This is a genomic window from Pseudomonas typographi, assembly GCF_014694385.1.
Classification (GTDB): Bacteria; Pseudomonadota; Gammaproteobacteria; order Pseudomonadales; family Pseudomonadaceae; genus Aquipseudomonas; species Aquipseudomonas typographi.
This window is the reverse complement of sequence record NZ_JAAOCA010000013.1, coordinates 130,611-151,958: the sequence shown is the minus strand read 5'-3', so window position 1 is coordinate 151,958 and position 21,348 is coordinate 130,611. Positions and strand designations below refer to the sequence as shown.

Genomic DNA, 21,348 nt, shown 5'->3' with positions numbered 1-21,348 from the left:
ACTCACTGGCTCAGCGACCGTTCGAGCTTGCGCGTCCAATCGCGGCGATGCTCCACCACGTCGGTGTCGACGATCTTCGGCTGGCGGTCGAGCGTGGCCTGGTCGGGGACGCCCAGTTCGTGCAACTGCTGGGGCACGTCGACGTTGACGTTCACCGGCGAGTAGAACAGCTTGCGCATCAGTTGATCCTGAACCTCGGGGCTGACGAACCAGGCGATGAAGTCTTCGGTCAACGCGGGATGAGGCGCGTTGCGCACGGCGGACACCATGGTGGTGCTGACCACCGCGCCTTCCTTGGGCAACACGAATTTCAAACCGTCGATCCGCTGGGTCAGCGGCAAGGCGCGGATGCTGCTGTTGACCCCCACCAGGAGTTCGCCCAGCAGAATCTTCTCTTCGTGCTTCGCGGCAGCGGGCTCGAGCACCCTGGCGCACTTCGCCAGCTCGGTGAAACGGGCGATGCCTTTGTCGATCTGCGAGACCTGGGCGTTCGCCAGCATCAACACTGCGTTCAGGGTATACACCTGGGTAGCGCGCTCCAGGCCGAGATGGCCGCAGAACTCCTGGCGCGAGAGATCATCCCAACTGGTGGGTGGCGCCCAGCCCTTGTCCTTGAATACGTCCGCCCGGTAATAGATGCCGGTGACGAACGCCCCGATCGCCGCGCCGTCGCCGCCTGCCGCCTTCGCCCGATCGGTGAGCGCGTTCCACGGAATGGCCTTGGAGTCCTTGATCGGCGCCAGCAGTTGCTGGGAGGACGCCACGCCCTGATTTATATCGTCGAACAGGATCAAATCGAATTCTGGCGAATTGCGCGTCGCGGCAAGCTTGGCCACGTTCCCTGGCGCGGTACCGGGCACCCATTCGATGTCGACGTCGTGAGCCTTGCGGAAAGGCTCGAAAACCTGCTTGTAGACCTCATCGAGTTTTCCACCGAAGGACGCCACCACCAGCTTTTGGCGTTCGGCGTGCGCGTTGGAAACAGACAGCAATGTGAAGGCCGACGCCCAGGCCAACAGGCTGGGGATGCGTTTGAAGCGTTTGAGCGAGATAGTCATTCGAAGCAGTCCAGGGAAAACGATTAATGGCGCTTGCCGATCAGCGCGTCGGCCAACGCCAAGGTGCGCGTCTGCGCCAGCGCGGCCGCGGCGGCGTGGTAGGGAGGGTGACCGAAACGGCCGAAACCGTGGTCCGCTCCCGCATGTACGATGATTTCCACCTTCTGGCTCTCGACCGTGGCCTGACGCACCAGGTCGATCAGTTCCCCCGGGGTGCGGTAATCCAACTCTCCGAAATGCAGTTGGGTGGGCGCCTTCACGGCAGTCCCATGCTGGAGGTGGTTTTCCATGCGTGTGGGGTAGTAGCCACTCGCCCCGTCCACCGTGCCGGATGCCGCCAGCAGAAACGCCAGTTCACCGCCGAGGCAATAGCCGACAGCGATGACCGGCGTGCCCTCCGGCAGCTCGGCACGCCACGCGCGTACAATTTCAGCGAGATCATTGGTCGCGACCTCGCGGTCCAGGACGCTGGCCAGTTGGCGTCCCGTTTGCTGGTCGGCCGGGTTGTAGTCGAGTTGCGGGTCGGGTGTCTGCCGCCAGTACAGGTCCGGCACCAGCACCTCGAACCCCAGACCCGCGTAGCGCTCGGCCACCTTGCGGATCCAGCCGTTGAGGTTGTAGATCTCGGGCAACACCAGCACCGCTACACCCCGTGAAACGATGGGAGACGCGGTATAGGCCGTCAGCTTGCCGCTGGGTATTTCGATTTCTCGGGTCGTCATGGTTGGTCGATACCTTGTATGGGGTAAGCGGGCGGATGCGTGACGAACTCAGCGAACTGGCTGCCGTCACGCTGTAACTGAAGCGGGAGCTGGCGCTCCCAGGCGAGGTAGTTGCGCATGGCCTGTTGGTCGCCGTTGCGGCGGTTGGCCGCCCAGTAGAGAAAGTCCACGCGCTGATCACGGGAAAGGCTGCCGGGCTCGGCGGGGCTTAGGTGCAAACCCGCCTCGGCCCACGCCTCGATGCCGCCGCGCACCACCTGGACATTAGGCTGCGCGCCCTGTCGGTGGGCCGCTTCGATCAGGTCGATGGCGGCCAGGTGCGCGCTGTGGCCATCGGACGAGAACAGCACCAAGGCCTCGCCTCGGGCCGCCCGCGCCAGTGCCTCGCCCAGATAGGCGCGGTTGGCCCACTGGCTGCCCGGCGGATGCCTGCGCAGGTAATCCGCGCTGGTGTCGAACACCCAGCCGCTCGCGCCATCCCGGATCAGTATGGCGGCCTGCGTTGCCGTGACCTCGGGAGCACTCGCGACCGCATGTTCGACAGCCAGGTGAACCGCCGCCGCGGCGTCCGCGGTCAGTACCTGATTAATTGGCCGAGACGACGTCCGGGTGCTTTCCAATCGCCAACCCGCGGCATGCGCTCCGGCGATACCTCCCGCCAACACCCCGGTTTGCCAACCCAGTGCCCGCAGGAAGTAGGCAATCTGCACGGCACTCGTTTCATGCTCATCCACCAGCACGACGCGCGCGCCCTGCACGGCAATCCAGCGGTCCGTCGCCTGGAGCAGTTGTTCACCGGGCGCGTTGCGGATTCTCGCCAGGTGCGAGGCTTCGTATTGGCGCGGGGCGCGGACATCCAGTACATATGTGGTGCGCGTGGGGTCGGCGAGCCACTGGCTGACCGTGTCGGGGTCCAGCGTTGGAATGTTCGCCTTGGCTGCCAGGGAACGTGCGCGCTGCCTGCCATAGGCGAGCGCTTCGGCACTTGGGCTGGGCTGGTCATCGAGGGCCCCATACTCCAGCTCCAGCCCGGCGAGCAGCCAGCCATGGTTGCCGTCAGCGAGCGCCGCGATGGGGTTTTCCACTTCGGCTTGCCGCAGTGCCTCGGCGGCGACGATTCCCCGGGTGCGCCCTCCGCAGGCCAGCACCACCAGCGTATCGGGTGAGGAAACCAGGTCCTTGAACCGATCGAGCAGCTCGCCGCCGGGGCACGAACGTGCGCCTGGCACGTGACGGACGCGATGCTCGGCGGGCGTCCTCGGGTCGAGGATCACCAGGTCGTCGCCCCGGGCGCGCCTGGCCAGCAGTTCATCGGGTTGCAGGGTGGGGGTGCCGTAACGCTGCTCCAGCCATTCACCGAACGCTTTACTAGGCACGTAGACGCCTTTGAAGAGCTCGCGCCCTTCCCTTTCCCACGCCACGACACCGCCCTCGACGATGCGCACATCGGCGTAGCCAAGCGTGTGCAGACGCCGGGCCGCGCGCTCAGCGACCGCATGGCCATGGTCGATCAACACTACCGGGCACCGTAGGTTGGGCACCAGGGCTGCCATCACCGACTCCAGCCGGCTGTAGGGCACATTGACCGCCCACAAGGGATGGCCTTGGCCGAACTCCCCTTCCTCGCTCACATCCAGGAAAGCGATTTCCGACCGGCCGAGGTCATGGCGCACATTGGCAAGCCGCCCACACAGCGCTTCGACGGAAAGGTAAAGGTCCATTAGAGAGTCCGACCTCGCGTTTGCGACATCGGTGATAGGGCGGCATGCATCGTATGAACTCTTCCATATGACAAAGGAGGCGCATGGTCGGCAGCCGTTCTGGTCATGTAAAAGAAGGAATAAAAATATGCTTATAAAAAATGTGGGTCGAATCGAGTAAATAAAACTCTATGCTTATTATCTATTTGATTTTAAACAGCTAATCTAAAATCACGGCATTGGCCTAGCCGCCATCCTATAAGCAATGCTAATGGGTTGTCAGGATGGACTAATTGTATTTCGGGCGTTTCGCAGTAGTGCGAATACCTGGCGAACCAGGGGATTCACACTGCCCGGCCGAATCCACAGGTAGTAATGAATGTCGGGTAACGGCGGCAGCCCATCTTTTTCTCCTAGTATGCGCAGGTCATCGCTCAGCAATTGCGCGCTGCGAGGCGTGACGCCGAGCCCGGCCCTGAGCGCGGACTTGATGCCGATGGGGCTTGCCGAGGTATACACCTGGCGCCATCTCAGCCGATGCCGCTCCAGGGCATCGAGCGCGAAACGGCGAAAAATGCTTCGGCCATCGCCCAGGATCAGAGGCAGAGGGAGTTGAGCGTTGTGCACATAATTGGACGCGCACAGCCAAAGCGTGGGCGAGCTGTGCAGCAAAAAGCCTTCGAGGGAACCGTCCTGGCGGGTCGAAAGCGTCATGTCCAGCTCACCTCGGTGCAGCGCCTCCATGAGCTGAGGGCTACGCCCGATGTTGATCTCCAACTGCAAATTGGGCAGGTAACGAACGGTGTGGCTGAGAATCTTCGCCAGCGTCGATTCGGCGATGTCGTGGGGCGAGCCTATCCGCAGCATGCCGCCACTGCTGGCTTCCTGAAGCGCCATCATCGCATCGTCATTGATCGCCAAGAGGTCCTGGGCGTAGCGCAACAGGTGATGCCCATACTCGGTCAGGATCTTGGCCCTCCCCTCCTTCTGGAACAGCGGGCGCCCCAATTGCGCTTCGAGCTTCTGCATTTGCTGGGTGATCGCCGATTGCGTGCGGCCCAGTTGAGTGCCGGTGCCGATAAAAGAGCCGGTTTGTGCGACCGCGACGAAGGTGCGCAGCAGGTTTAGGTCGAAGGTGGGTTTCATGGAATGGCTGGAGGCAGCGCCTGGCAGATGGGAAGAGGGACGAGACGCCTAACCATATCACTTCGCGCAGGGCTTCAGCGCCTCGCCCAGTTCAGGCGCTGAATGCTCACCGCCTCTCGAGAAACCTCGCGCAAAACAGCAACGCCGCCAGCTCAGGCGTCTTCCAAGGCGCGTGGGCGATGGCTGCGTTGCTGGCTGGGTGCTTGGCCGTCCGCAATTGGAAGTTGAATTCGAGATCGGCGAAGCTAAGCGGGTGTAGACAAAATCATGTCGTGAGCTGGCGCGCAAGCATCCGTGCCTCAGCAAGCCAGACCCAAGCCTCGCTCACTGTTGGCGCCGATGTCGATTTGACACAGTTGCCGAAATTTCACTGACCCAGTCTGACTCGTCGCGAATCGTTGTCTGTGCTGGATTTGTGCCGATATTGAGTTGGGTGAGCCTTACGCCGGCACATGGGTCAATTCGGCATCGGCCTCAACAGTAAGCTTCCTTTTACGAAAGCAGCTAAAGGTTGAGAGTCGCCACTGAATGCCGTTCAGCACCGGCTTGAGGATCTCTGATGCCGCTGACGTGAGCGAACGTGATCAATGAATAATTGATTCTGCCGCTCAACGGTGAATTCGGTTATGACTGCCCCTGACCTAGGCTTTAGGTACTTCCATGGAACTGCACCGAATATTGGTGTTGGAAATAGAAAAATTCGAGAACTGGGAAACCTATCGCTCCAATTCCCCGAACAGATCCATTGCTTCAGCGTGCCCACCCAGACATGCAATCTGATCAAGCTCCGACACTTTGGTCAGCAGCTCTCTGCCATCAAAGCCACCTCGCAGCCCACACTGATGTGCTTTAAGGGCCAGCGCCGTCGCGCTCATCGGTTGCTGCCGCGATCCCGGCGGATGCTGCTGAACGTATTCGATTGTCGAGCCGTCTCGGCGGGTTACACTCAGGGTGACCGGTGCAAGATCGCTGCGATTACGCGGATCCACGCGAAGGTGCACCTTACCGACCACCCTGGCGACTTCTGCATCCATCAGGGCATCGGAGGTCAGGTGAGCTAGCGCCATCGGGCCACGCAATAATGCCGAGGCAAGGTGGTAGCGAAGGTTGAACTGTCCCAGCATTTCGAGATCGCCCTGAAGGCTGAACTCGGCGCCCACATAACGGAACATGTAAGGCGAGACGTAGGCGACGATTTCAAGGATGTCGGCCTCGACCAAGGCGTGCTGAAGCTGCAGATGAAGGAGTGCCTCGATCGCCGCCTGACTGCAGGCGGAGACCGGGTAAGGCTTGAGCGAAGTGTCCAGCAGCCGCCAATCGGACCATAGGTGCTGGAACAGAAGCTTGTCGTCACCGGCCTCATACAGAGCACGCAAGCCAAACTGCCCCTCCACCGGGAATCGTGGGCCGGTCACCCCTGCCGCTGCCAGCTGTGCGGCAAAGACGCCGTTGCGCGCCGCAAAAGCAGGCAGTAATCGCCGACTGGCAGCCGACTCCACGCTCGCTTGCTGGGTTCCTCCGGCCTGGCCGATGGACAAGGCGATGCCATGCGCCAACTGTTCAGGCGTCAAGCGCAAGAGGACACCGGCGGACACCGCAGCGCCGATAGAGCCGTACACCGATGTGTGTGACCAGCCGGCGCTGCGGTGGCTGGCGTGGTGTGACAGCCGGCCGACGATTTCACTGCCCGCCACAAATGCCCAGATCAGTTCGGCACCGCTGCGTCCTTGCTGTTCGGCAACGGCCCAGGCCGCTGGCAGGCAAACCGCGTCGGCATGGGCCTTGGCATTTATGCTGCCGTAACCGAGCAGCCCGGCGTGGTAGGCATTCAGGAAGCTGGCCTCCTGAGGTCCCATACGCGGTAAATCGGAAGCAAACCAGGTTCGACAGGACCCGACGGAAGCGGTGATGGCCGCTCGAACGCCGTTGGCCAAAGGGCTGGACTGTCCAGCGGCGGCGACCAGCAGGCAGTCGCTAATCAGGTGTTTAGCGGCCTCGACGACTTCAATCGGCAAGGCCGTGAAGTCTATTTTTGCCACAGCATGAGCCAGCCGGAAAACAATCGGGTCATCACGCATTTTTCAGCGCTCCCCACCTAAAAATGAACCGAGCCACCAAGCCGAAGTTGCCTCCCGCCATTGACGCCAATACCCCCTCATTAGCCCACTGCCCTCTGTTGATGTGAAGCGTGAAGAGTGCCCTGCTCGAACCCCGTCGTCGAGCGGCGTTGCATGACAAAGTACCGCCGCACTCAACGTTCTAAGCTTATAGCGATACACAGCAGTCAAAAATTGCGAAAAACACTACCTAACTTTATGCAATATCGATATTGGCGATTGCACATAAGGCTCGCTAATTTAGTCGCACCGGACCACCGGATTCCCCGCACTGCCGAACCCGTCACTTGACACGCTTGAACCACAAGCGTCCACGGGCTTGGTTTCTAGTTAAAAACGCGATCACATGCTGACACTTCCCAGTCCGGGAGGTCGATGCCTTGCCTGATGGGAACCTTGGATGTCCTCTGCTCTACCCCGGCGTATGGTCGCTGTAATCCCCTTCGCCGCCGCCCTCGTCTTCAGTGCCTACGTACCGACCACTAACGCCGCGCAGACCGTGCTCAATGCCATCGTGCAGCCTGAACCGGTGGCCCTGAACTCGGCATTCAACACCAACTTTCCCAACGGCGTTGTTGCTAACAATGTCTACGAAGGCCTGGTCAGCTACGACGAAAACATGCAGCCCAAACCCAGTCTGGCCGAGTCGTGGGACATCGCCAAAGATGGTCTGAGCATCACTTTTCATCTGCGTCATGGCGTCAAATGGCACGACGGTAAACCCTTCACTGCTGAAGACGTCAAATACTCAGCCTTGGAAATCTGGAAAAAAGTTCATCCCCGTGGGCGCACCACGTTCGCGGCACTGGAAGATGTCCTCACCCCCGATCAATACACCGCTGTATTCAAACTCAAGCAACCGTCGCTGGTGATCCTTAGCTCCATCAATGCCAATGAGGCACAGATTCTACCCGCGCACCTGTACGCGGATACCGATGTATTACAGAACCCGCACAACATCGACCCGGTCGGCACCGGCCCCTTCAAATTCGTCAAATGGGTGCGCGGTCAGTACATCGAACTGCAACGCAACCCGGACTATTGGGAGGCGGGCAAGCCGAAGGTCGACAAGCTGGTGTTCCGCGTGATTCCTGATGCCAGCTCCCGCTCCGCCGCGCTGGAAACCGGCGAGGTGCTCTATTCGCCATATGACTCGGTGCCATTCAGCGATGTAGAAAGGCTCAGTCAGAACCCAGAACTAGTGGTTGCCAAACGCGGCTATGAGTCGTCCGCCGCTTACGTTTTTCTCGAATTCAACCTGCGCAACCCGATCCTCGCCAACGTCAAGGTCCGTCAGGCCATAGACCACGCCATCGACAAGCAGGCGTTGATCGACGTGGTCTGGTATGGCTTGGGCAAGCCGGCGACCGGCCCAATTCCGTCGTCGCTGAAGAACTTTTACACCACTGACGGCGTGCCGCAATACGCTTTTGACACCGCCCAGGCGGACAAACTGCTGGATGAAGCCGGTTACCCGCGCAAGACTGACGGGATTCGCTTCACCCTGCATATCGATTACCAGCCGTTTCACGAAGGCTTCAAAAATCAGTCCGAGTTCATCCGGCAAAGCCTGAAAAAGGTCGGCATTGATGTTCAGGTGCGCACCCAAGACCTCGCGACCTTCATTAGGCGCGTCTACAACGACTACGACTTCGACATCAATACCGGTCGCTGGGTACCCATGATGGACCCGCAGATCGGCGGCCTGCGCCAGTACTCCTCGGCCAGCATCACCCCCGGCGTGCCCTGGAGCAACGCTTCACGCTACAGCAATCCGGAGATGGACAAGGTCATCTCCGCACTGCAAGGCGAAGTCAATCCCGCGCGACGCAGAGACGACTTCCATCAGTTCCAGCGCATCGCCCAGCGCGACCTGCCAGTGATTCCGCTGTTTGAACAGCAGAATTTCACGGTGTACAGCAAGCGCCTGCAAGGCGTGAGCGTCGAGCCCGACGGCGCGCTGTCATCACTGAAAGACATTTCGATCGCACCCTGACCGCGTGCATCCCCCCCTACTCGGAGGACACATCATGAACCTCGAACTTACCGGCAAGAACGTCGTGATTACCGGCGCCAGCAAGGGTATTGGCCTGGCCGTCGCTCACGCGTTCGCAGCGCAGGGTGCTCGGGTGGCGTTGATCGCGCGCAACCCAGAAACCCTGGAAAACGCGCGCCAACAGTTGCTCGAAAAAGGCCACGAGGCGGCAATCATCAGCGCAGACCTGACTGACCCGATTACCGCCGAGGCTGCAATTGCCGATGCCGAAGCGCTATTGGGCGGGATCGACATCCTGATCAATAGCGCTGGCGCCGCACGCCGCACCGAGCCTGAACTGCTCGACGCCCACGCCTGGCGCGCGGCGCTGGACGCCAAGTTTTTTCCCTACATTCATGCCCAGGATGCTGTGCTGAGCCGACTGCTCGACCGCGCCAAACAGTCAGGCGAACCGTTGTCGGGCGCCGTAATCGTCAATATCGTCGGCACCGGTGGCAAGCAGCCGACGTCCACTCACCTCGCGGGCGGTTCGGCCAACGCCGCTCTCCTGCTCTCGTCAGTGGGATTAGCGAGGCACTACGCCCGTTACGGCATTCGCATCAACGCGATTAATCCGGGTTTCACCTACACCGGGCGGGTCGATCAGGCGATCACCCTGGAGGCCGCGCGCAATGGCATCACTAAGGATGAGGCGTTGCGCGAAGCCGAAGCGCAAATCCCGCTGGGACGTTTCGCCCAGCCCGAGGAAGTCGCCGATCTGGCACTTTTCCTGGCCAGCGCCCGGGCGAGTTTCATCACTGGCGCGGTTGTCCCCATCAACGGCGGCGCGGACCCGGTGATCTGAATGCCAGCCCTCGCCAAATACATGCTGCGAAGGCTCGCGCAGTTGCTGCCGGTGGCGCTGATCATCGTGCTCTGCTCATACATGCTGTTGCGCATGGCACCGGGCGATATGGTCGACGTCATGGCCGGCGAATCGGGCTCGGCAACCCCCGAGTACATGGCGCAATTGCGTGAGCAGTTCGACCTGAATGCGCCTGGGTATGTGTTGTTCGGTCGTTACCTGAATAACCTGGCGCATCTGGATCTGGGCTATTCGTTCCGGAACAACATGCAGGTGGCCGAACTCATTGCCCAGCGCGTGCCGGCGACCCTGACGCTGATGCTGGTTGCTGTGGTCATCGCAGCTGTCTTGGGAATCAGCCTGGGCGCCGTTTCAGCGCGCTACCGTGGGCGATGGCTGGACGAGGTGATCTCCACGCTGTCGACCATCGGCTTCGCCACGCCGGTATTCTGGGTCGGGTTACTCCTCATAGTCGTGTTCTCGATCAACTTGCGCTGGCTTCCCTCGGCAGGCATGCAAACCATTGGCGGAGTCGACGGCTTCTGGCCTTCATTGCTCGACAGACTGCGTTACATGGCACTGCCAGCGCTAAGCCTGTCGTTCTTCTACCTGTCGATTTATGTGCGCATGACTCGCTCGGCCATGCTCGAAGTCTACGGCCTGGATTACGTGCGCACAGCCCGCGCCAAGGGCATCAGTGAATTGTGCATTGCCGTGCGTCATGTGCTGCGCAACGCCTTGTTGCCGCTGGTGACCATCACCGGCCTGCAACTGGGCTCACTGATGGGGGGCTCCATTGTGGTCGAGACGGTATTTTCCTGGCCCGGACTGGGTCGGTTGGCATTCGATGCGGTGTTTCAACGCGACATCAATCTATTGCTCGGTATTTTCCTATGCAGCTCATTCCTGGTGATTCTGATGAACCTGCTGGTGGACCTGCTATACGCGATGCTCGACCCTCGTATCGAGATTCGTTCATGAACCGGATCAAAAGCATCATGCGCGCGCGGTCCATGCTCCTAGGGCTGATCATTCTAGCCCTGATATGCGTCGCAGCATTGTCAGCGAACCTGATCTACCCCGCCGACCCGTTCGATATCGTCGCCCGGGCCAACCTCTGGCCCGGGAGCCCTGGCTATCCGCTGGGCACCGACATGCTCGGGCGTGACATGACCTCGGGCATGCTCCACGCGGCGCGAATCTCGCTGATTGTCGGGGTCGGCGCTGCCGGCCTGTCCGTGGCCCTGGGCACCTTGATCGGCGTTGTTTCCGGTTATTTCGGCGGTTGGGTGGACGACTGCCTGATGCGTCTGACCGAGCTGTTCCAGACCATGCCTAGCTTTCTGTTCGCCATCCTGCTGGTGGTCATTTTGCAGCCGTCGATTGGCAGCATTGTGTTCGCCATCGGCATTACTTCGTGGCCGCAGATTTCGCGGCTGGTGCGCGCCGAAGCCATGCGCGTTCGCCAACAGGACTTCGTCAGTGCAGCGTTGACCATGGGCATTCAGCACCCGGCGATCATCTGGCGGCACATCCTGCCCAACAGCCTGGCGCCAGTGATCGTCGCAGCATCCATCCTCATCGCCCAGGCGATCCTCACCGAAGCCTCACTGTCGTTCCTTGGCCTGGGCGATCCCAGCGTTATCTCTTGGGGAAGCATGGTCGGCGCCGGACGTTCTTCACTGCGCACCGCGTGGTACATGACGGCGGTGCCCGGTGCGGCGATCTTCCTGGCGGTCATGGGTTTCATGTACCTGGGCAACGGTCTGAATGATCTGCTCAACCCTCGAACGGAGGTCAGATGAGTACTCCCTTGCTCGATGTCCGCCACCTGCGTGTGGAGTTCGGCAGTCCCAAAGCACCGCTGATCGCGGTCAACGACCTGTCGTTGCAGGTCAACGCGGGCGAGACGCTCGCGATTGTCGGCGAGTCCGGTTGTGGCAAATCGGTCACCGCCCTGGCATTGACGCGTCTGCTGCACGGCAGCCAGGCGCGCATCAGCGGCTCGGTGAAATACCGTGGCGAGGAGATTTCCACCCTCGATGAGCGCCAGATGCGTGGCATTCGCGGTCGTCACATCGGCATGATTTTCCAGGATCCGATGTCCGCGCTCAACCCAGTCATGAGCGTCGGCGACCAACTGATCGAAGCGATTCAGGCCCATGACAAACTCAGCCGCGTCCAGGCCCGGGCAAGGGCGCAAGAGCTACTGGAAAAGGTGCGCATCCCCGAGCCTCAGAAACGCCTGGACGACTATCCACATCGGTTTTCCGGCGGCATGCGCCAGCGTGTGGTCATTGCCCTGGCGCTGGCCGGCCGCCCCTCCCTGCTGATTGCCGACGAGCCGACCACCGCGCTGGACGTGACGATTCAGGCACAGATCCTCGGCTTGCTCGCCACCCTGCAAAAGGAAATGGGCATGGGCCTGATCCTGATCACCCACGACTTGGGCGTGGTCGCGGAAACCGCCGACCGGGTCATGGTCATGTACGCCGGACGCAAAGTCGAAGAACAACCGGTTCACGGTCTGTTCGCGGCCCCACGACACCCCTACACACAAGGACTGATCGCTGCCCGCCCCGCGCTGCAGATCAACCCGACGGCGCGGCGAGTGCGGCTGCGGGAAATTCCGGGGATGGTCCCGATGCTCTCGCAACTGCCCGAAGGCTGCGCGTTCGCCGCGCGTTGCGAGCGGGCCAGCGATGCCTGCCATCAACAACCCGACGCTGTGCGCATCGACACACTGACGTCGGTGGCCTGCCACCATCCTTGGCAAGCGATCGACCATCCGCTACTCCAGCCGCAGAGGGCTCACGCATGAGCGCATTACTGGAAGTGCGCAACCTGTCCGTGCGTTACGCCACGGCGCGGGGTGAACTCAATGCAGTCAGCGCCGTCGACCTGGACTTGGCGGTAGGACAGACCCTTGGCCTGGTCGGCGAATCCGGCTGCGGCAAATCCTCGCTGGGCAAAGCCTTGGTACGCCTTGTCAACCCGTCCGAGGGCGAGATCCGGGTCAACGGCACCGACCTGGCAACGCTGTCCGGCAAACGGCTGAAAGCCAGCCGCCATGACGTGCAGATGGTGTTCCAGGACCCGTCCAGCGCACTGGACCCGCGCCTAAGCATCTTCGACTCGATCGACGAACCACTCAGGGCGCGCGGCGAACTGAGCAAACCACAACGCCAGCAACGGGTTGCCGAACTGATGCGCCAGGTGGGTTTGCACGAGGACTTGGCGTCCCGCCTGCCCCATCAATTGTCCGGTGGCCAGCGTCAGCGCGTGGTCATCGCCCGAGCCTTGGCGCCGCGCCCGGCAATGATCATCTGCGATGAGCCGGTGTCGGCACTGGACGTTTCGCTGCAGGCACAAATTCTCAATCTGCTGTGCGATCTGCAGGAGCAATTGGGGATCGCTTACCTGTTCATCAGTCATGACCTTTCCGTCGTGCAGTACCTGGCGGACCGCATCGCGGTGATGTACCTGGGACAGATCGTCGAGATCGGCGACCGCAGCCCGTTCTGGCAACGTCCGGCACACCCTTACAGCCAGGCACTGATCGCCGCCGTACCGGTGATGGACCCGACACTGAGCCGGGCCGCTGACAAACAGGTCATCGGCGGCGACGTGCCCAGTCCTTATACCCCGCCCAGTGGATGCCGCTTTCACACGCGCTGCCCACAGGTGCATGACCGCTGCAAGGAAGAGCAGCCACGGCTGCAAGCCTTACAAACTGGGCACCACGTTGCCTGCCATCTCTATGATGCCACGACCGGAGCGCCCGCATGACCACCGCATTGCAAGTACCCAACCCGACCTCCATCAGCGCCGAGAAGCAAGCGCGTGAGGACCTGGCTGCCGCCCACCGCCTGGCCGTGTGGCATGACTTCAGCGAAGGTATCTACAACCATTTCAGCCTGGCTGTTCCGGGCACCGATGATCGCTTCCTGCTGCCGGCCTTTGGTCTGCACTGGTCGGAAGTCGGCGCCAGCGACCTGATGGTGGTGGGCTTCGACGGCCGCCTTATTGAAGGCGAGGGCATCATTCAACGTTCGGCGTACTGCATTCATGCGCCGATTCATGCCTCGCACCCCAAGCATGCGGCGGTGTTGCACACCCACATGCCCTACACCGGCGCGTTGACGCGTCTCAAAGACCAGCACTTGCGTGCAATAGGCCATACCGAAGCCCAACTGATCGACCAGATTGCCTATGACGAGGGCTACGACGGCCTCGCACGCCAGCCCGACGAAGGCAAACGTCTCGCCGATGTGCTGGGCGAGAAAACCATCTTGTTCATGGGCAACCATGGCGTGCTGGTCACAGGTCGCAGCGTGGCCGAAGCGTATGACCGGTTGTACACCCTGGAGCGGACCGCCCGCGTGCAGTTGTTCGCGCTCTGGACTGGCCAGCCGGTGCGGGAGCTGAGTCAGGCGCAAGTGGACAAGGTCCAGGACCAGATTCACAACACCCCACTGCATGACGCACCCGGCGTGCAATACAAGCCGGGCTATCAACTGCACTTCGAAGCACTGCGCCGTCTGCTCGACCGCCGTGAACCTGACTACCGGGACTGATAACGTGACCGCCCTACTTTCTAGCGTCGAAAAAACCGTCACCTTCGCGCACCTGCTCAACGCCAGCCAAACCCTCGGCGCAAGCTTCGCCGAAGGTGCCAGCCAGCGTGACCTTGAACGGCTGCTGGCCCACGATGAAATTCGCGCCCTCGCCGACAGCGGGATATTGGCCGCACGCGTCCCGGCCTCTTTCGGCGGCGCAGACCTGAGCGTCAGCCAGCTCACACAACTGCTGGTATTGATCGCCCAGGGTGACCCCAACATTGCCCAGGCTGTGCAGCCGCATTTCTGTGGGGTGGAAAAGCTGCGGATTCACGCCTCTGCCGAGCAACGGCAGCGCTACCTGGGTTTCATCGCCGACGGCGGTGTAATTACCAATGCCTCGGCTGAACGCAGCGGCGCGGTGGTCGGCCAAATCGCTACACGTTTGTCCCAGGACGGCCAGGACTGGCGTCTGCATGGCACCAAGCACTACGCTACGGGCAGCCTGTTCGCGCAGTACTTCTACGTCATCGCCAACACCGATCAAGGACGCGCGCTGGCGCTGGTGCCCACCGAACGCAATGGCGTACAGGTGATCGATGACTGGAACGGCATGGGTCAGCGCACCACCGCCAGCAGCACGGTCGTGTTCGATCATGTCAGCGTCAGCGAGGATGAAATCCTTCACCTGCCGCAGTGGAATACACGCCGCACCTACGAAGGTGCCTTCGCTCAAGTGCTGCATGCGGCCATTGATGTCGGCATTGCACTGGCGGCGTTGGCAGACGCGGTCGATTTTGGGCGCCGTCATGCCCGTGCGGTGCCGGAAGCCAAAGTGGCACGGGCCACCGACGACGTGTTCGTCCAGCAAGCGGTCGGCGAGATGTCGATCCGCGCCCACGCCGCAGAAGCGTTGCTGGACCGGGCTGCGGGTGCCCTCGACCGTGCCGTGACGTTTTTCAAGTCTGGACAGGACGCCGACCAGGCTCTGGGGCTGGCCTCCATCGCCGTGGCCGAAGCCAAGGTCGCCGCCAACGACGCCTCGTTGCACAACAGTGAGGCGCTGTTCCGCGTCGGTGGCGCCTCGGCCACCTTGCAGACGCGCAATCTCGATCGCCACTGGCGCAACGCGCGCACCCACACCACCCACGACCCTGCGGCATGGAAAACTCAGTTGATCGGCGACTTTCTGCTCAACGATCAACTGCCCCCCATCAGCACCAAGATATGAGTCCAGCCATGTCGCTCCCCGTACTTGCACCTCTGCCTGACCAAAGTCCGCTGGGCCAGGCCCTGCGCCAGCCCTTGCTGCTGGGGCTGTTTCTGCCGATCCACAACGGCGGCTGGACCATGTCAGCCTACCCCCGTGTTACCGACTGGACATTCGACTACAACGCCAAGCTCACGCAGCAGGCCGAAGCACTGGGCTTCGATCTGGTGTTCGGACCGGCGCACTGGTTGTCCAAGGGCGGTTTCGGCGGTGACATGCGCTACCGCGAAACGGCCCTCGACGCGATGATAACCGCCGCAGGTCTGGCGGCGATCACTGAGCGCATCCTGCTGATTTCCACCGTGCATGTGTTCTATGGCCCGTGGCACCCGCTGCACCTGGCCAAGTTCGGCGCCACCCTCGACCACATGTCCGGTGGTCGCTGGGGACTGAACGTTGTCACCGGCTTTCGCAAGGATGAATGGGCGATGTTCGGTCAGCAGCAGATCGAACACGACCGACGCTACGAACTGGCCGATGAATACGTCGATATCCTGCGCCAGCTCTGGACACTGGATGAAGACCTGGACTACCACAGCGATCAATGGGAGCTGAACAAGGCCTTCGTCACACCCAAGCCGGTCCATGGGCGGCCTGTGCTGGTCAGCGCCACCAGTTCCGCCGCCGGCATCGCCCATGCTGTGCGCCAGGCCGATCTGATTTTCGTCACCAGCCCGGCCGGTGCCAGTTTCGATGCGGCTGTCGAGGCCCTGCCTGCCATCAACCAACAGGTCAAGCAGGCAGCCCTTGCGGTGGGCCGCGACGTACGCACGCTTGTCAACCCGATGATCATCGCCCGCGACAGCGAGGCCGAGGCGCGCACGGTCTATCAGGCGATCCTGGACCAAGCCGACGACGGCGCCGTCGATGGTTTCTTTCACACCCACGCCACCGGCGACAGCCGCTCCTGGCGCGGTCATCAGCGCGACGAGCGCATTGTCGGCGGCAATATTCAGCTCATTGGCACGCCGGAGCAGATCGTCGAACAGATCATCCAGCTCAAGGCCGCTGGATGCGATGGCCTGCAACTCTGTTTCGTCGATTACCAGAGCGAACTCGCCTATTTCGGCGAGCGGATATTGCCACTGCTTGAACAGGCTGGACTGCGGATCTGACACCCCCTTTCTCAGAGGATTTACCATGAGCACACACCCACCGATTTCCATCAGCACCCTGCAGCAATGGCTGGAAGACGGAGCAGAACTGGCCTTCGTCGACATTCGCGAAGAAGGCATCTTTGGCGAAGCGCACCCGTTGCTGGCAATCAACGTACCGTACAGCGTGCTGGAAACTGAATTCCCGCCTCGAGTGCCACGGCTGACCACCCGTACTGTGTTGCTCGCCGAGCACAATCAACAGGGCCAACGTGCCGCGCACGTGCTCAATGCGCTGGGCTATACCGATGTGCATGTACTCGAAAACGGCATCCTGGCCTGGCAGGCCGCAGGTCTCGCGGTATTCCAGGGCATCAATGTGCCGAGCAAGGCATTCGCCGAATGCGTCGAGCACAGCCTGCACACCCCAGCAATTTCGCCCGAAGACTTGAATCGGTTGATCCACGACAAGGCTGACTACGTGCTGCTGGACAGCCGCACCCTTGAGGAATACCAGCGCTTTCATGTACCGACGGCCATTGGCGTACCCAGTGCCGAACTGCTGTACCGTTTCAACGACCTCGTGCCTTCGCCCGACACCCTGGTGGTGGTCTCCTGTGCCGGGCGCACCCGTGGCATCGTCGGCGCGCAGACGCTGATCAATGGCGGCGTGCCCAACAAGGTCGTGGCGCTGGCGGGAGGCACCCAAGGCTGGCGCCTCAGCGGGCTGAAAACCGTCAATGATGATTCCACTCGTTACCAAGCCATCAGCAACCCGGCCCGCGAAGCAGCTGTAGAGCGCGCTCAGGATTTGGCTGAACGCCACGGGATTACTTCGATCGACGAGCGGACCCTGAGCCAGTGGCAGGCCGACGACAGCCGCACCACTTACGTGTTCGATGTGCGCGACGTCTCGGAATTTGCCTCGGGCCATCGCGCCGATGCGCGCAATGTTGCTGGCGGCCAATTGGTCCAGACGCTCGACCTGTGGGTCGGCACGCGCAACGCGCGCATCGTGCTCAATGATCAAGATGGCGTGCGTGCAACCACCACGGCCCATTGGCTGCAACAATTGGGCTGGGAGGCGAGCGTGCTGATCGGCATCGACCGGGAGGCTTTGGCCCGGCCGCCGGTGCAGGCCGATTGGTCGGGGCTTGAATACATCGACGCCACCACCGCGGCGCTGTGGTTGCAACAGGGTGCTGTCGTGCTGTCTGCCGACCGCAGCGCCGGCTATCAGCAGGTGCGGCCGCACAATGCGCAGTGGGTCAATCGTGCACGCCTCGATGGCCTGCGTAAACAATTCGGCGCAGGCAGGAAGTGGCTGGTGTTCGCGGAAAACATCGCTCTGGCGCGAGGCGTGGTCAAGGACCTGCTGGACCAGAAGTTGGAGGCTTACGTGGTCACCGGCGACGCAGGCCAATGGCGCTCGGCAGCCATCGCGTCGGACAGTCGCGTCGAGGTCCCAGACGATCTGCGCATCGATTATCTGTTTTGGCTGCATGACCGCCATGACGGCAACGCCGAGGCCAGCGCCGCCTACATCGCCTGGGAAGAAGACTTGCCGCGCCAAGTAGGCGACCACGCCAACGCGCGCTTCCGTATCAGGGCCTGAGACACCGATTCACCCGTTATCCCACGACTGCTCTGAGCGCTCCTGCGCAGGATCAGCGGTGGGCGCCTCTCGCGCCCTTGCCCCCTGTGAGTCCATATGGAGTAGCAACACCGTGCCCAGCTATCTTGTGAAAACCCTTTACCTGGCGGCGACGCTGATCACGTTGGTGATCCCCCTCGCCCATGCACAGACTGGCGGCACCCTGACGGCCATCGTGCAACCGGAACCGACGGCGATGACCAGCGCCATCAACAACACCTACGCCAACGGGGTGGTGTCCAGCAACATCTTTGATGGTCTGGTCAGCTATGACGAACGCTTCAATCCGCAGCCTTCGCTGGCCACGTCTTGGGAAACCTCGAACGACGGCCTGACCATCACCTTCCACTTGCGTAATGGCGTGAAATGGCACGACGGTGTGCCGTTCACCTCTGCGGACGTGAAGTACAGCCTCGAAGAAGTCTGGAAAAAACTCCATGCCCGCGGCCGCGTGACCTTCGCCGCCGTGCGCGAAGTGCAGACACCGGACGATTTCACCGTGGTCCTGAAACTCGATCATCCGTCGCCCGTGATCTTCAGCGCGGTCAATGCAGTCGAGGCGCAGATCCTGCCCAAGCACTTGTACGCAGGCACCGACGTCGCCACCAATCCGTACAACGTCAAGCCTGTGGGCACCGGGCCATTTCGCTTCAAGGAGTGGCAGCGAGGTCAATTTATCGCGCTGGAGAAGAACCCGGACTACTGGGACGCCGGCAAACCGAAAGTCGACAAACTGGTGTTCCGCATCATTCCGGACGCCGCGTCGCGCTCCGCTGCGCTGGAAACCGGCGAGGTCCTGTACGCGCCTTACAACCCGGTGCCGCTGGCCGATGTGCAACGACTCAAGGCCCTGCCGGATCTGGTCATCGACACCCATGGCTATGAATGGCAAGCCTCGTACTACTTCATAGAGTTCAACCTGCGCAGACCAGAGCTGGCCGATCTGCGGGTACGCCAGGCCATTGCACAGGCCATCGACCGCAAAGGGCTGATCGACACCGTCTGGTACGGCTTCGGCAAGCCCGCCGACAGCCCGATCGTGTCCTCGGTCACGCGCTTCCATGCCACAGGGTTGCCGCAATACCCGTACGACCCGGCCCGTGCCGAGCAGTTGCTGGACGCCGCCGGTTACCCGCGCAAGGCCGACGGCGTGCGCTTTCGCATCAATCTGGACCACCAGCCGTTCAACGACACCTTCGCCAACAGTGACGAATACGTGCGCCAGAACCTCAAGCGCGTCGGCATCGAAGCAACCGTGCGTAACCAGGACTTGCCGACCTTCCTGCGCAAGGTCTACGGCGAATACGATTTCGATATCAACGGCGGTCAGTTCTCAGGCTATTCCGACCCGCAAATGGGTGTACTGCGGCAGTACTCGTCGAGAACCATCAAGCCCGGTATCCCGTGGGTCAACGCCTCGAACTACCAGAACCCGGAGATGGACAAGCTGATCGAGGCGCTTCAGGTTCAGGGTGACGGCCCAGAGCGGGTCAAGAGCTTCCATGAGTTGCAACTCATCGCCCAGACCGATCTGCCGGTGTTCCCGCTAATCGAACTGGAGAACTTCTCGGTGTATTCCTCCAGGCTGGGTGGCGTGTCGCAAGCGCCGGATGGCGCGCTTTCGTCGCTTAAAAACGTGTGGCTCAAACCATGAGTAAATTGCAGTGGGCGCAGAATATCGATGATCTGCGCACCTTGGCCAAAAGGCGCCTGCCCCGCGGTCTGTTCGAGTTCGTCGCCCGTGGCAGCGAGGACGAAGTCGGCCTGCAGCATAACCGCAGCGTGCTGGATAGCATCAAGATCAAACCGCGTGCGCTGGTGGACGTGAGCCAGCGCAGCACCGCCACGACCCTGCTCGGTCGAGCACAGGGACTTCCGCTGATCGTTGGGCCGACGGGTGCCGCCGGCATGCTCTGGTATCGCGGTGAAGCCGAACTGGCGCGCAGCGCAGCCGACGCCGGCGTGCCCTATGTTCTGGCCATGTCGTCGATCACGCCCATGGAACAGGTGCGCGAGGCGTGCAATGGCGCGCTCTGGTTTCAGTTGTACCTCTCACCGGAAACCGCAACCAGTGACCAGATGATCGACCGCGCCCGTGCAGCGGGCTACGACGCGCTGGTCTTGACGGTTGATACCGTGGTGTCACCCAACCGCGAATACAACTCGCACAATGGTTTCAGCGTGCCGATGCGCCTGAACCGACGCAACGTGCTGGATTTTGCCTGCCACCCAGGATGGCTGTGCGCAGTGATTGCCCGCTACCTGGCGGCAGGTAGCATGCCACGTTTTGAAAACTATCCGCAGGCGATGCGTCACAGTGTCGCCGGTCGCCAGAAGCAACGCTGGGCTCCGGTCAAGCGTGACGAGTCTGCCGATTGGCGCGCCGTGGCACACATCCGCAAGCGCTGGACCGGGCCGCTGATCATCAAGGGTATTGGCTGCGTGGAAGACGCACTCGCTGCCGTGGTCGCCGGTGCCGACGCAGTCATCCTGTCCAACCACGGCGCGCGCAACCTGGACAGTGCCTGCAGCCCTACCCAGTTGCTGCCAGCCGTGATCGCCAGCGTTGCTGGCCGCTGTCCGGTCTGGGTCGACAGCGGCTTTGCGCGGGGTAGCGATGTCTTCAAGGCGCTGGCACTGGGCGCCGAAGCGGTGTTGCTAGGCCGCGCGCCGCTGTACGGGCTAGCGGCAGCGGGATACGCCGGCAGCGCGCGGTGTCTGCAGTTCCTGCGCGAAGAGCTGGACCGCTGCATGGCGTATGCCGGTGTGTCGGACCTGGCAGACATCGGTCTGGACAACCTGCAGGACACTGGTCTGGTGCTCCCCGTGATACCGGTCAGATCCCACCCGAATCCACCACAGAACTTGGCTTGAACCGGCAGCCCTGACCCGTTTCAGAGGGTCATACAGGAGTCGAAATGTCACACACTCAAGGCGCATGGGGCAGCCCACCCACTGCTACGTACGAAGCGCTCGCCGAGCGCTTCGTCCCACCTTCGCACGAATCTGCGCCACTGCCATCGCCAGGGAGCGCGAACGGCGCCTGCCCATAGGGGAGATCGAATGGCTGCGCGAGGCCGGGTTCCTCTCGCTGCGGGTGCCCGTGAGTCATGGCGGCAGCGGATCAGCATCAGCGAACTGTTTGCGCTCCTGGTAGAGCTGGGCGAAGCCGACTCCAACCTGGTGCA

The 21,348-nt window shown here is 61.7% G+C and carries 17 protein-coding genes; 12 read left to right on the top strand and 5 right to left on the bottom strand.

Features of this window, described 5'->3' with window-relative positions; translation table 11 throughout:
• Nucleotides 1-2: 2 nt before the first annotated feature.
• From HAQ05_RS12290 to HAQ05_RS12270, 5 genes are all read right to left on the bottom strand, one after another.
• Nucleotides 3-1,058, bottom strand: coding sequence for an extracellular solute-binding protein (locus tag HAQ05_RS12290; protein ID WP_190420889.1), 1,056 nt, complete (start codon nucleotides 1,056-1,058; stop codon nucleotides 3-5).
• Between the two features lie 23 nt (nucleotides 1,059-1,081).
• Entirely contained in the window at nucleotides 1,082-1,780 is a 699-nt protein-coding gene (locus tag HAQ05_RS12285; protein ID WP_190420887.1) for a dienelactone hydrolase family protein, read from the bottom strand.
• Nucleotides 1,777-3,501, bottom strand: coding sequence for a rhodanese-like domain-containing protein (locus HAQ05_RS12280; protein WP_190420885.1), 1,725 nt, complete (start codon nucleotides 3,499-3,501; stop codon nucleotides 1,777-1,779). Before HAQ05_RS12280 ends, HAQ05_RS12285 begins: the two co-directional genes overlap by 4 nt.
• A gap of 258 nt (nucleotides 3,502-3,759) precedes the next feature.
• A complete protein-coding gene (locus HAQ05_RS12275; protein ID WP_190420883.1) occupies nucleotides 3,760-4,626 on the bottom strand; it encodes a LysR substrate-binding domain-containing protein in 867 nt (288 codons plus the stop codon).
• Nucleotides 4,627-5,342: 716 nt separating this feature from the next.
• Nucleotides 5,343-6,704, bottom strand: coding sequence for an MmgE/PrpD family protein (locus HAQ05_RS12270; protein WP_190420881.1), 1,362 nt, complete (start codon nucleotides 6,702-6,704; stop codon nucleotides 5,343-5,345).
• Nucleotides 6,705-7,167: 463 nt separating this feature from the next.
• Here HAQ05_RS12270 and HAQ05_RS12265 point away from each other — a divergent pair, with 463 nt between their 5' ends.
• The 12 genes from HAQ05_RS12265 to HAQ05_RS12210 all read left to right on the top strand — a co-directional run bounded on the left by HAQ05_RS12265 (nucleotide 7,168) and on the right by HAQ05_RS12210 (nucleotide 21,034).
• The gene (locus HAQ05_RS12265; RefSeq protein WP_202988065.1) at nucleotides 7,168-8,739 is read left to right on the top strand and encodes an ABC transporter substrate-binding protein; all 1,572 of its coding nucleotides are present in this window, start codon (nucleotides 7,168-7,170) and stop codon (nucleotides 8,737-8,739) included.
• Nucleotides 8,740-8,773: 34 nt separating this feature from the next.
• Complete coding sequence (locus tag HAQ05_RS12260; protein ID WP_190420877.1) at nucleotides 8,774-9,583, top strand: SDR family oxidoreductase; 810 nt, start codon at nucleotides 8,774-8,776, stop codon at nucleotides 9,581-9,583.
• The gene (locus HAQ05_RS12255; protein ID WP_190420874.1) at nucleotides 9,584-10,564 is read left to right on the top strand and encodes an ABC transporter permease; all 981 of its coding nucleotides are present in this window, start codon (nucleotides 9,584-9,586) and stop codon (nucleotides 10,562-10,564) included. It begins immediately after the preceding gene.
• Nucleotides 10,561-11,388 (top strand): ABC transporter permease, encoded by an 828-nt coding sequence (locus HAQ05_RS12250; protein ID WP_190420872.1) that lies wholly within the window; start codon nucleotides 10,561-10,563, stop codon nucleotides 11,386-11,388. Before HAQ05_RS12255 ends, HAQ05_RS12250 begins: the two co-directional genes overlap by 4 nt.
• Entirely contained in the window at nucleotides 11,385-12,404 is a 1,020-nt protein-coding gene (locus HAQ05_RS12245) for an ABC transporter ATP-binding protein (protein WP_190420870.1), read from the top strand. The genes HAQ05_RS12250 and HAQ05_RS12245 overlap by 4 nt, the downstream gene beginning before the upstream one ends.
• Complete coding sequence (locus HAQ05_RS12240) at nucleotides 12,401-13,372, top strand: ABC transporter ATP-binding protein (protein ID WP_190420868.1); 972 nt, start codon at nucleotides 12,401-12,403, stop codon at nucleotides 13,370-13,372. The genes HAQ05_RS12245 and HAQ05_RS12240 overlap by 4 nt, the downstream gene beginning before the upstream one ends.
• On the top strand, nucleotides 13,369-14,160 hold the full coding sequence (locus HAQ05_RS12235) for a class II aldolase/adducin family protein (protein ID WP_190420866.1): 792 nt from the start codon (nucleotides 13,369-13,371) through the stop codon (nucleotides 14,158-14,160). Before HAQ05_RS12240 ends, HAQ05_RS12235 begins: the two co-directional genes overlap by 4 nt.
• Before the next feature lie 4 nt (nucleotides 14,161-14,164).
• A complete protein-coding gene (locus HAQ05_RS12230; RefSeq protein ID WP_190420864.1) occupies nucleotides 14,165-15,373 on the top strand; it encodes an acyl-CoA dehydrogenase family protein in 1,209 nt (402 codons plus the stop codon).
• 8 nt (nucleotides 15,374-15,381) lie between these two features.
• Nucleotides 15,382-16,527, top strand: a complete 1,146-nt coding sequence (locus HAQ05_RS12225; protein WP_238936512.1) for an LLM class flavin-dependent oxidoreductase — start codon at nucleotides 15,382-15,384, stop codon at nucleotides 16,525-16,527.
• A gap of 25 nt (nucleotides 16,528-16,552) precedes the next feature.
• Nucleotides 16,553-18,121: a rhodanese-like domain-containing protein gene (locus HAQ05_RS12220; protein WP_190420860.1), complete on the top strand. Its 1,569-nt coding sequence runs from the start codon at nucleotides 16,553-16,555 to the stop codon at nucleotides 18,119-18,121.
• 112 nt (nucleotides 18,122-18,233) lie between these two features.
• Nucleotides 18,234-19,814, top strand: a complete 1,581-nt coding sequence (locus HAQ05_RS12215; protein WP_190420858.1) for an ABC transporter substrate-binding protein — start codon at nucleotides 18,234-18,236, stop codon at nucleotides 19,812-19,814.
• Entirely contained in the window at nucleotides 19,811-21,034 is a 1,224-nt protein-coding gene (locus HAQ05_RS12210) for an alpha-hydroxy acid oxidase (protein ID WP_190420856.1), read from the top strand. Before HAQ05_RS12215 ends, HAQ05_RS12210 begins: the two co-directional genes overlap by 4 nt.
• Nucleotides 21,035-21,348 lie beyond the last annotated feature (314 nt).

What these genes read in the sequence shown, in the direction of transcription:
- HAQ05_RS12290 (WP_190420889.1), bottom strand. Translation starts at nt 1,058, where the DNA reads ATGACTATCTCGCTCAAACGCTTCAAACGCATCCCCAGCCTGTTGGCC.
- HAQ05_RS12285 (WP_190420887.1), bottom strand. Translation starts at nt 1,780, where the DNA reads ATGACGACCCGAGAAATCGAAATACCCAGCGGCAAGCTGACGGCCTAT.
- HAQ05_RS12280 (WP_190420885.1), bottom strand. Translation starts at nt 3,501, where the DNA reads ATGGACCTTTACCTTTCCGTCGAAGCGCTGTGTGGGCGGCTTGCCAAT.
- HAQ05_RS12275 (WP_190420883.1), bottom strand. Translation starts at nt 4,626, where the DNA reads ATGAAACCCACCTTCGACCTAAACCTGCTGCGCACCTTCGTCGCGGTC.
- HAQ05_RS12270 (WP_190420881.1), bottom strand. Translation starts at nt 6,704, where the DNA reads ATGCGTGATGACCCGATTGTTTTCCGGCTGGCTCATGCTGTGGCAAAA.
- HAQ05_RS12265 (WP_202988065.1), top strand. Translation starts at nt 7,168, where the DNA reads ATGGTCGCTGTAATCCCCTTCGCCGCCGCCCTCGTCTTCAGTGCCTAC.
- HAQ05_RS12260 (WP_190420877.1), top strand. Translation starts at nt 8,774, where the DNA reads ATGAACCTCGAACTTACCGGCAAGAACGTCGTGATTACCGGCGCCAGC.
- HAQ05_RS12255 (WP_190420874.1), top strand. Translation starts at nt 9,584, where the DNA reads ATGCCAGCCCTCGCCAAATACATGCTGCGAAGGCTCGCGCAGTTGCTG.
- HAQ05_RS12250 (WP_190420872.1), top strand. Translation starts at nt 10,561, where the DNA reads ATGAACCGGATCAAAAGCATCATGCGCGCGCGGTCCATGCTCCTAGGG.
- HAQ05_RS12245 (WP_190420870.1), top strand. Translation starts at nt 11,385, where the DNA reads ATGAGTACTCCCTTGCTCGATGTCCGCCACCTGCGTGTGGAGTTCGGC.
- HAQ05_RS12240 (WP_190420868.1), top strand. Translation starts at nt 12,401, where the DNA reads ATGAGCGCATTACTGGAAGTGCGCAACCTGTCCGTGCGTTACGCCACG.
- HAQ05_RS12235 (WP_190420866.1), top strand. Translation starts at nt 13,369, where the DNA reads ATGACCACCGCATTGCAAGTACCCAACCCGACCTCCATCAGCGCCGAG.
- HAQ05_RS12225 (WP_238936512.1), top strand. Translation starts at nt 15,382, where the DNA reads ATGTCGCTCCCCGTACTTGCACCTCTGCCTGACCAAAGTCCGCTGGGC.
- HAQ05_RS12220 (WP_190420860.1), top strand. Translation starts at nt 16,553, where the DNA reads ATGAGCACACACCCACCGATTTCCATCAGCACCCTGCAGCAATGGCTG.
- HAQ05_RS12210 (WP_190420856.1), top strand. Translation starts at nt 19,811, where the DNA reads ATGAGTAAATTGCAGTGGGCGCAGAATATCGATGATCTGCGCACCTTG.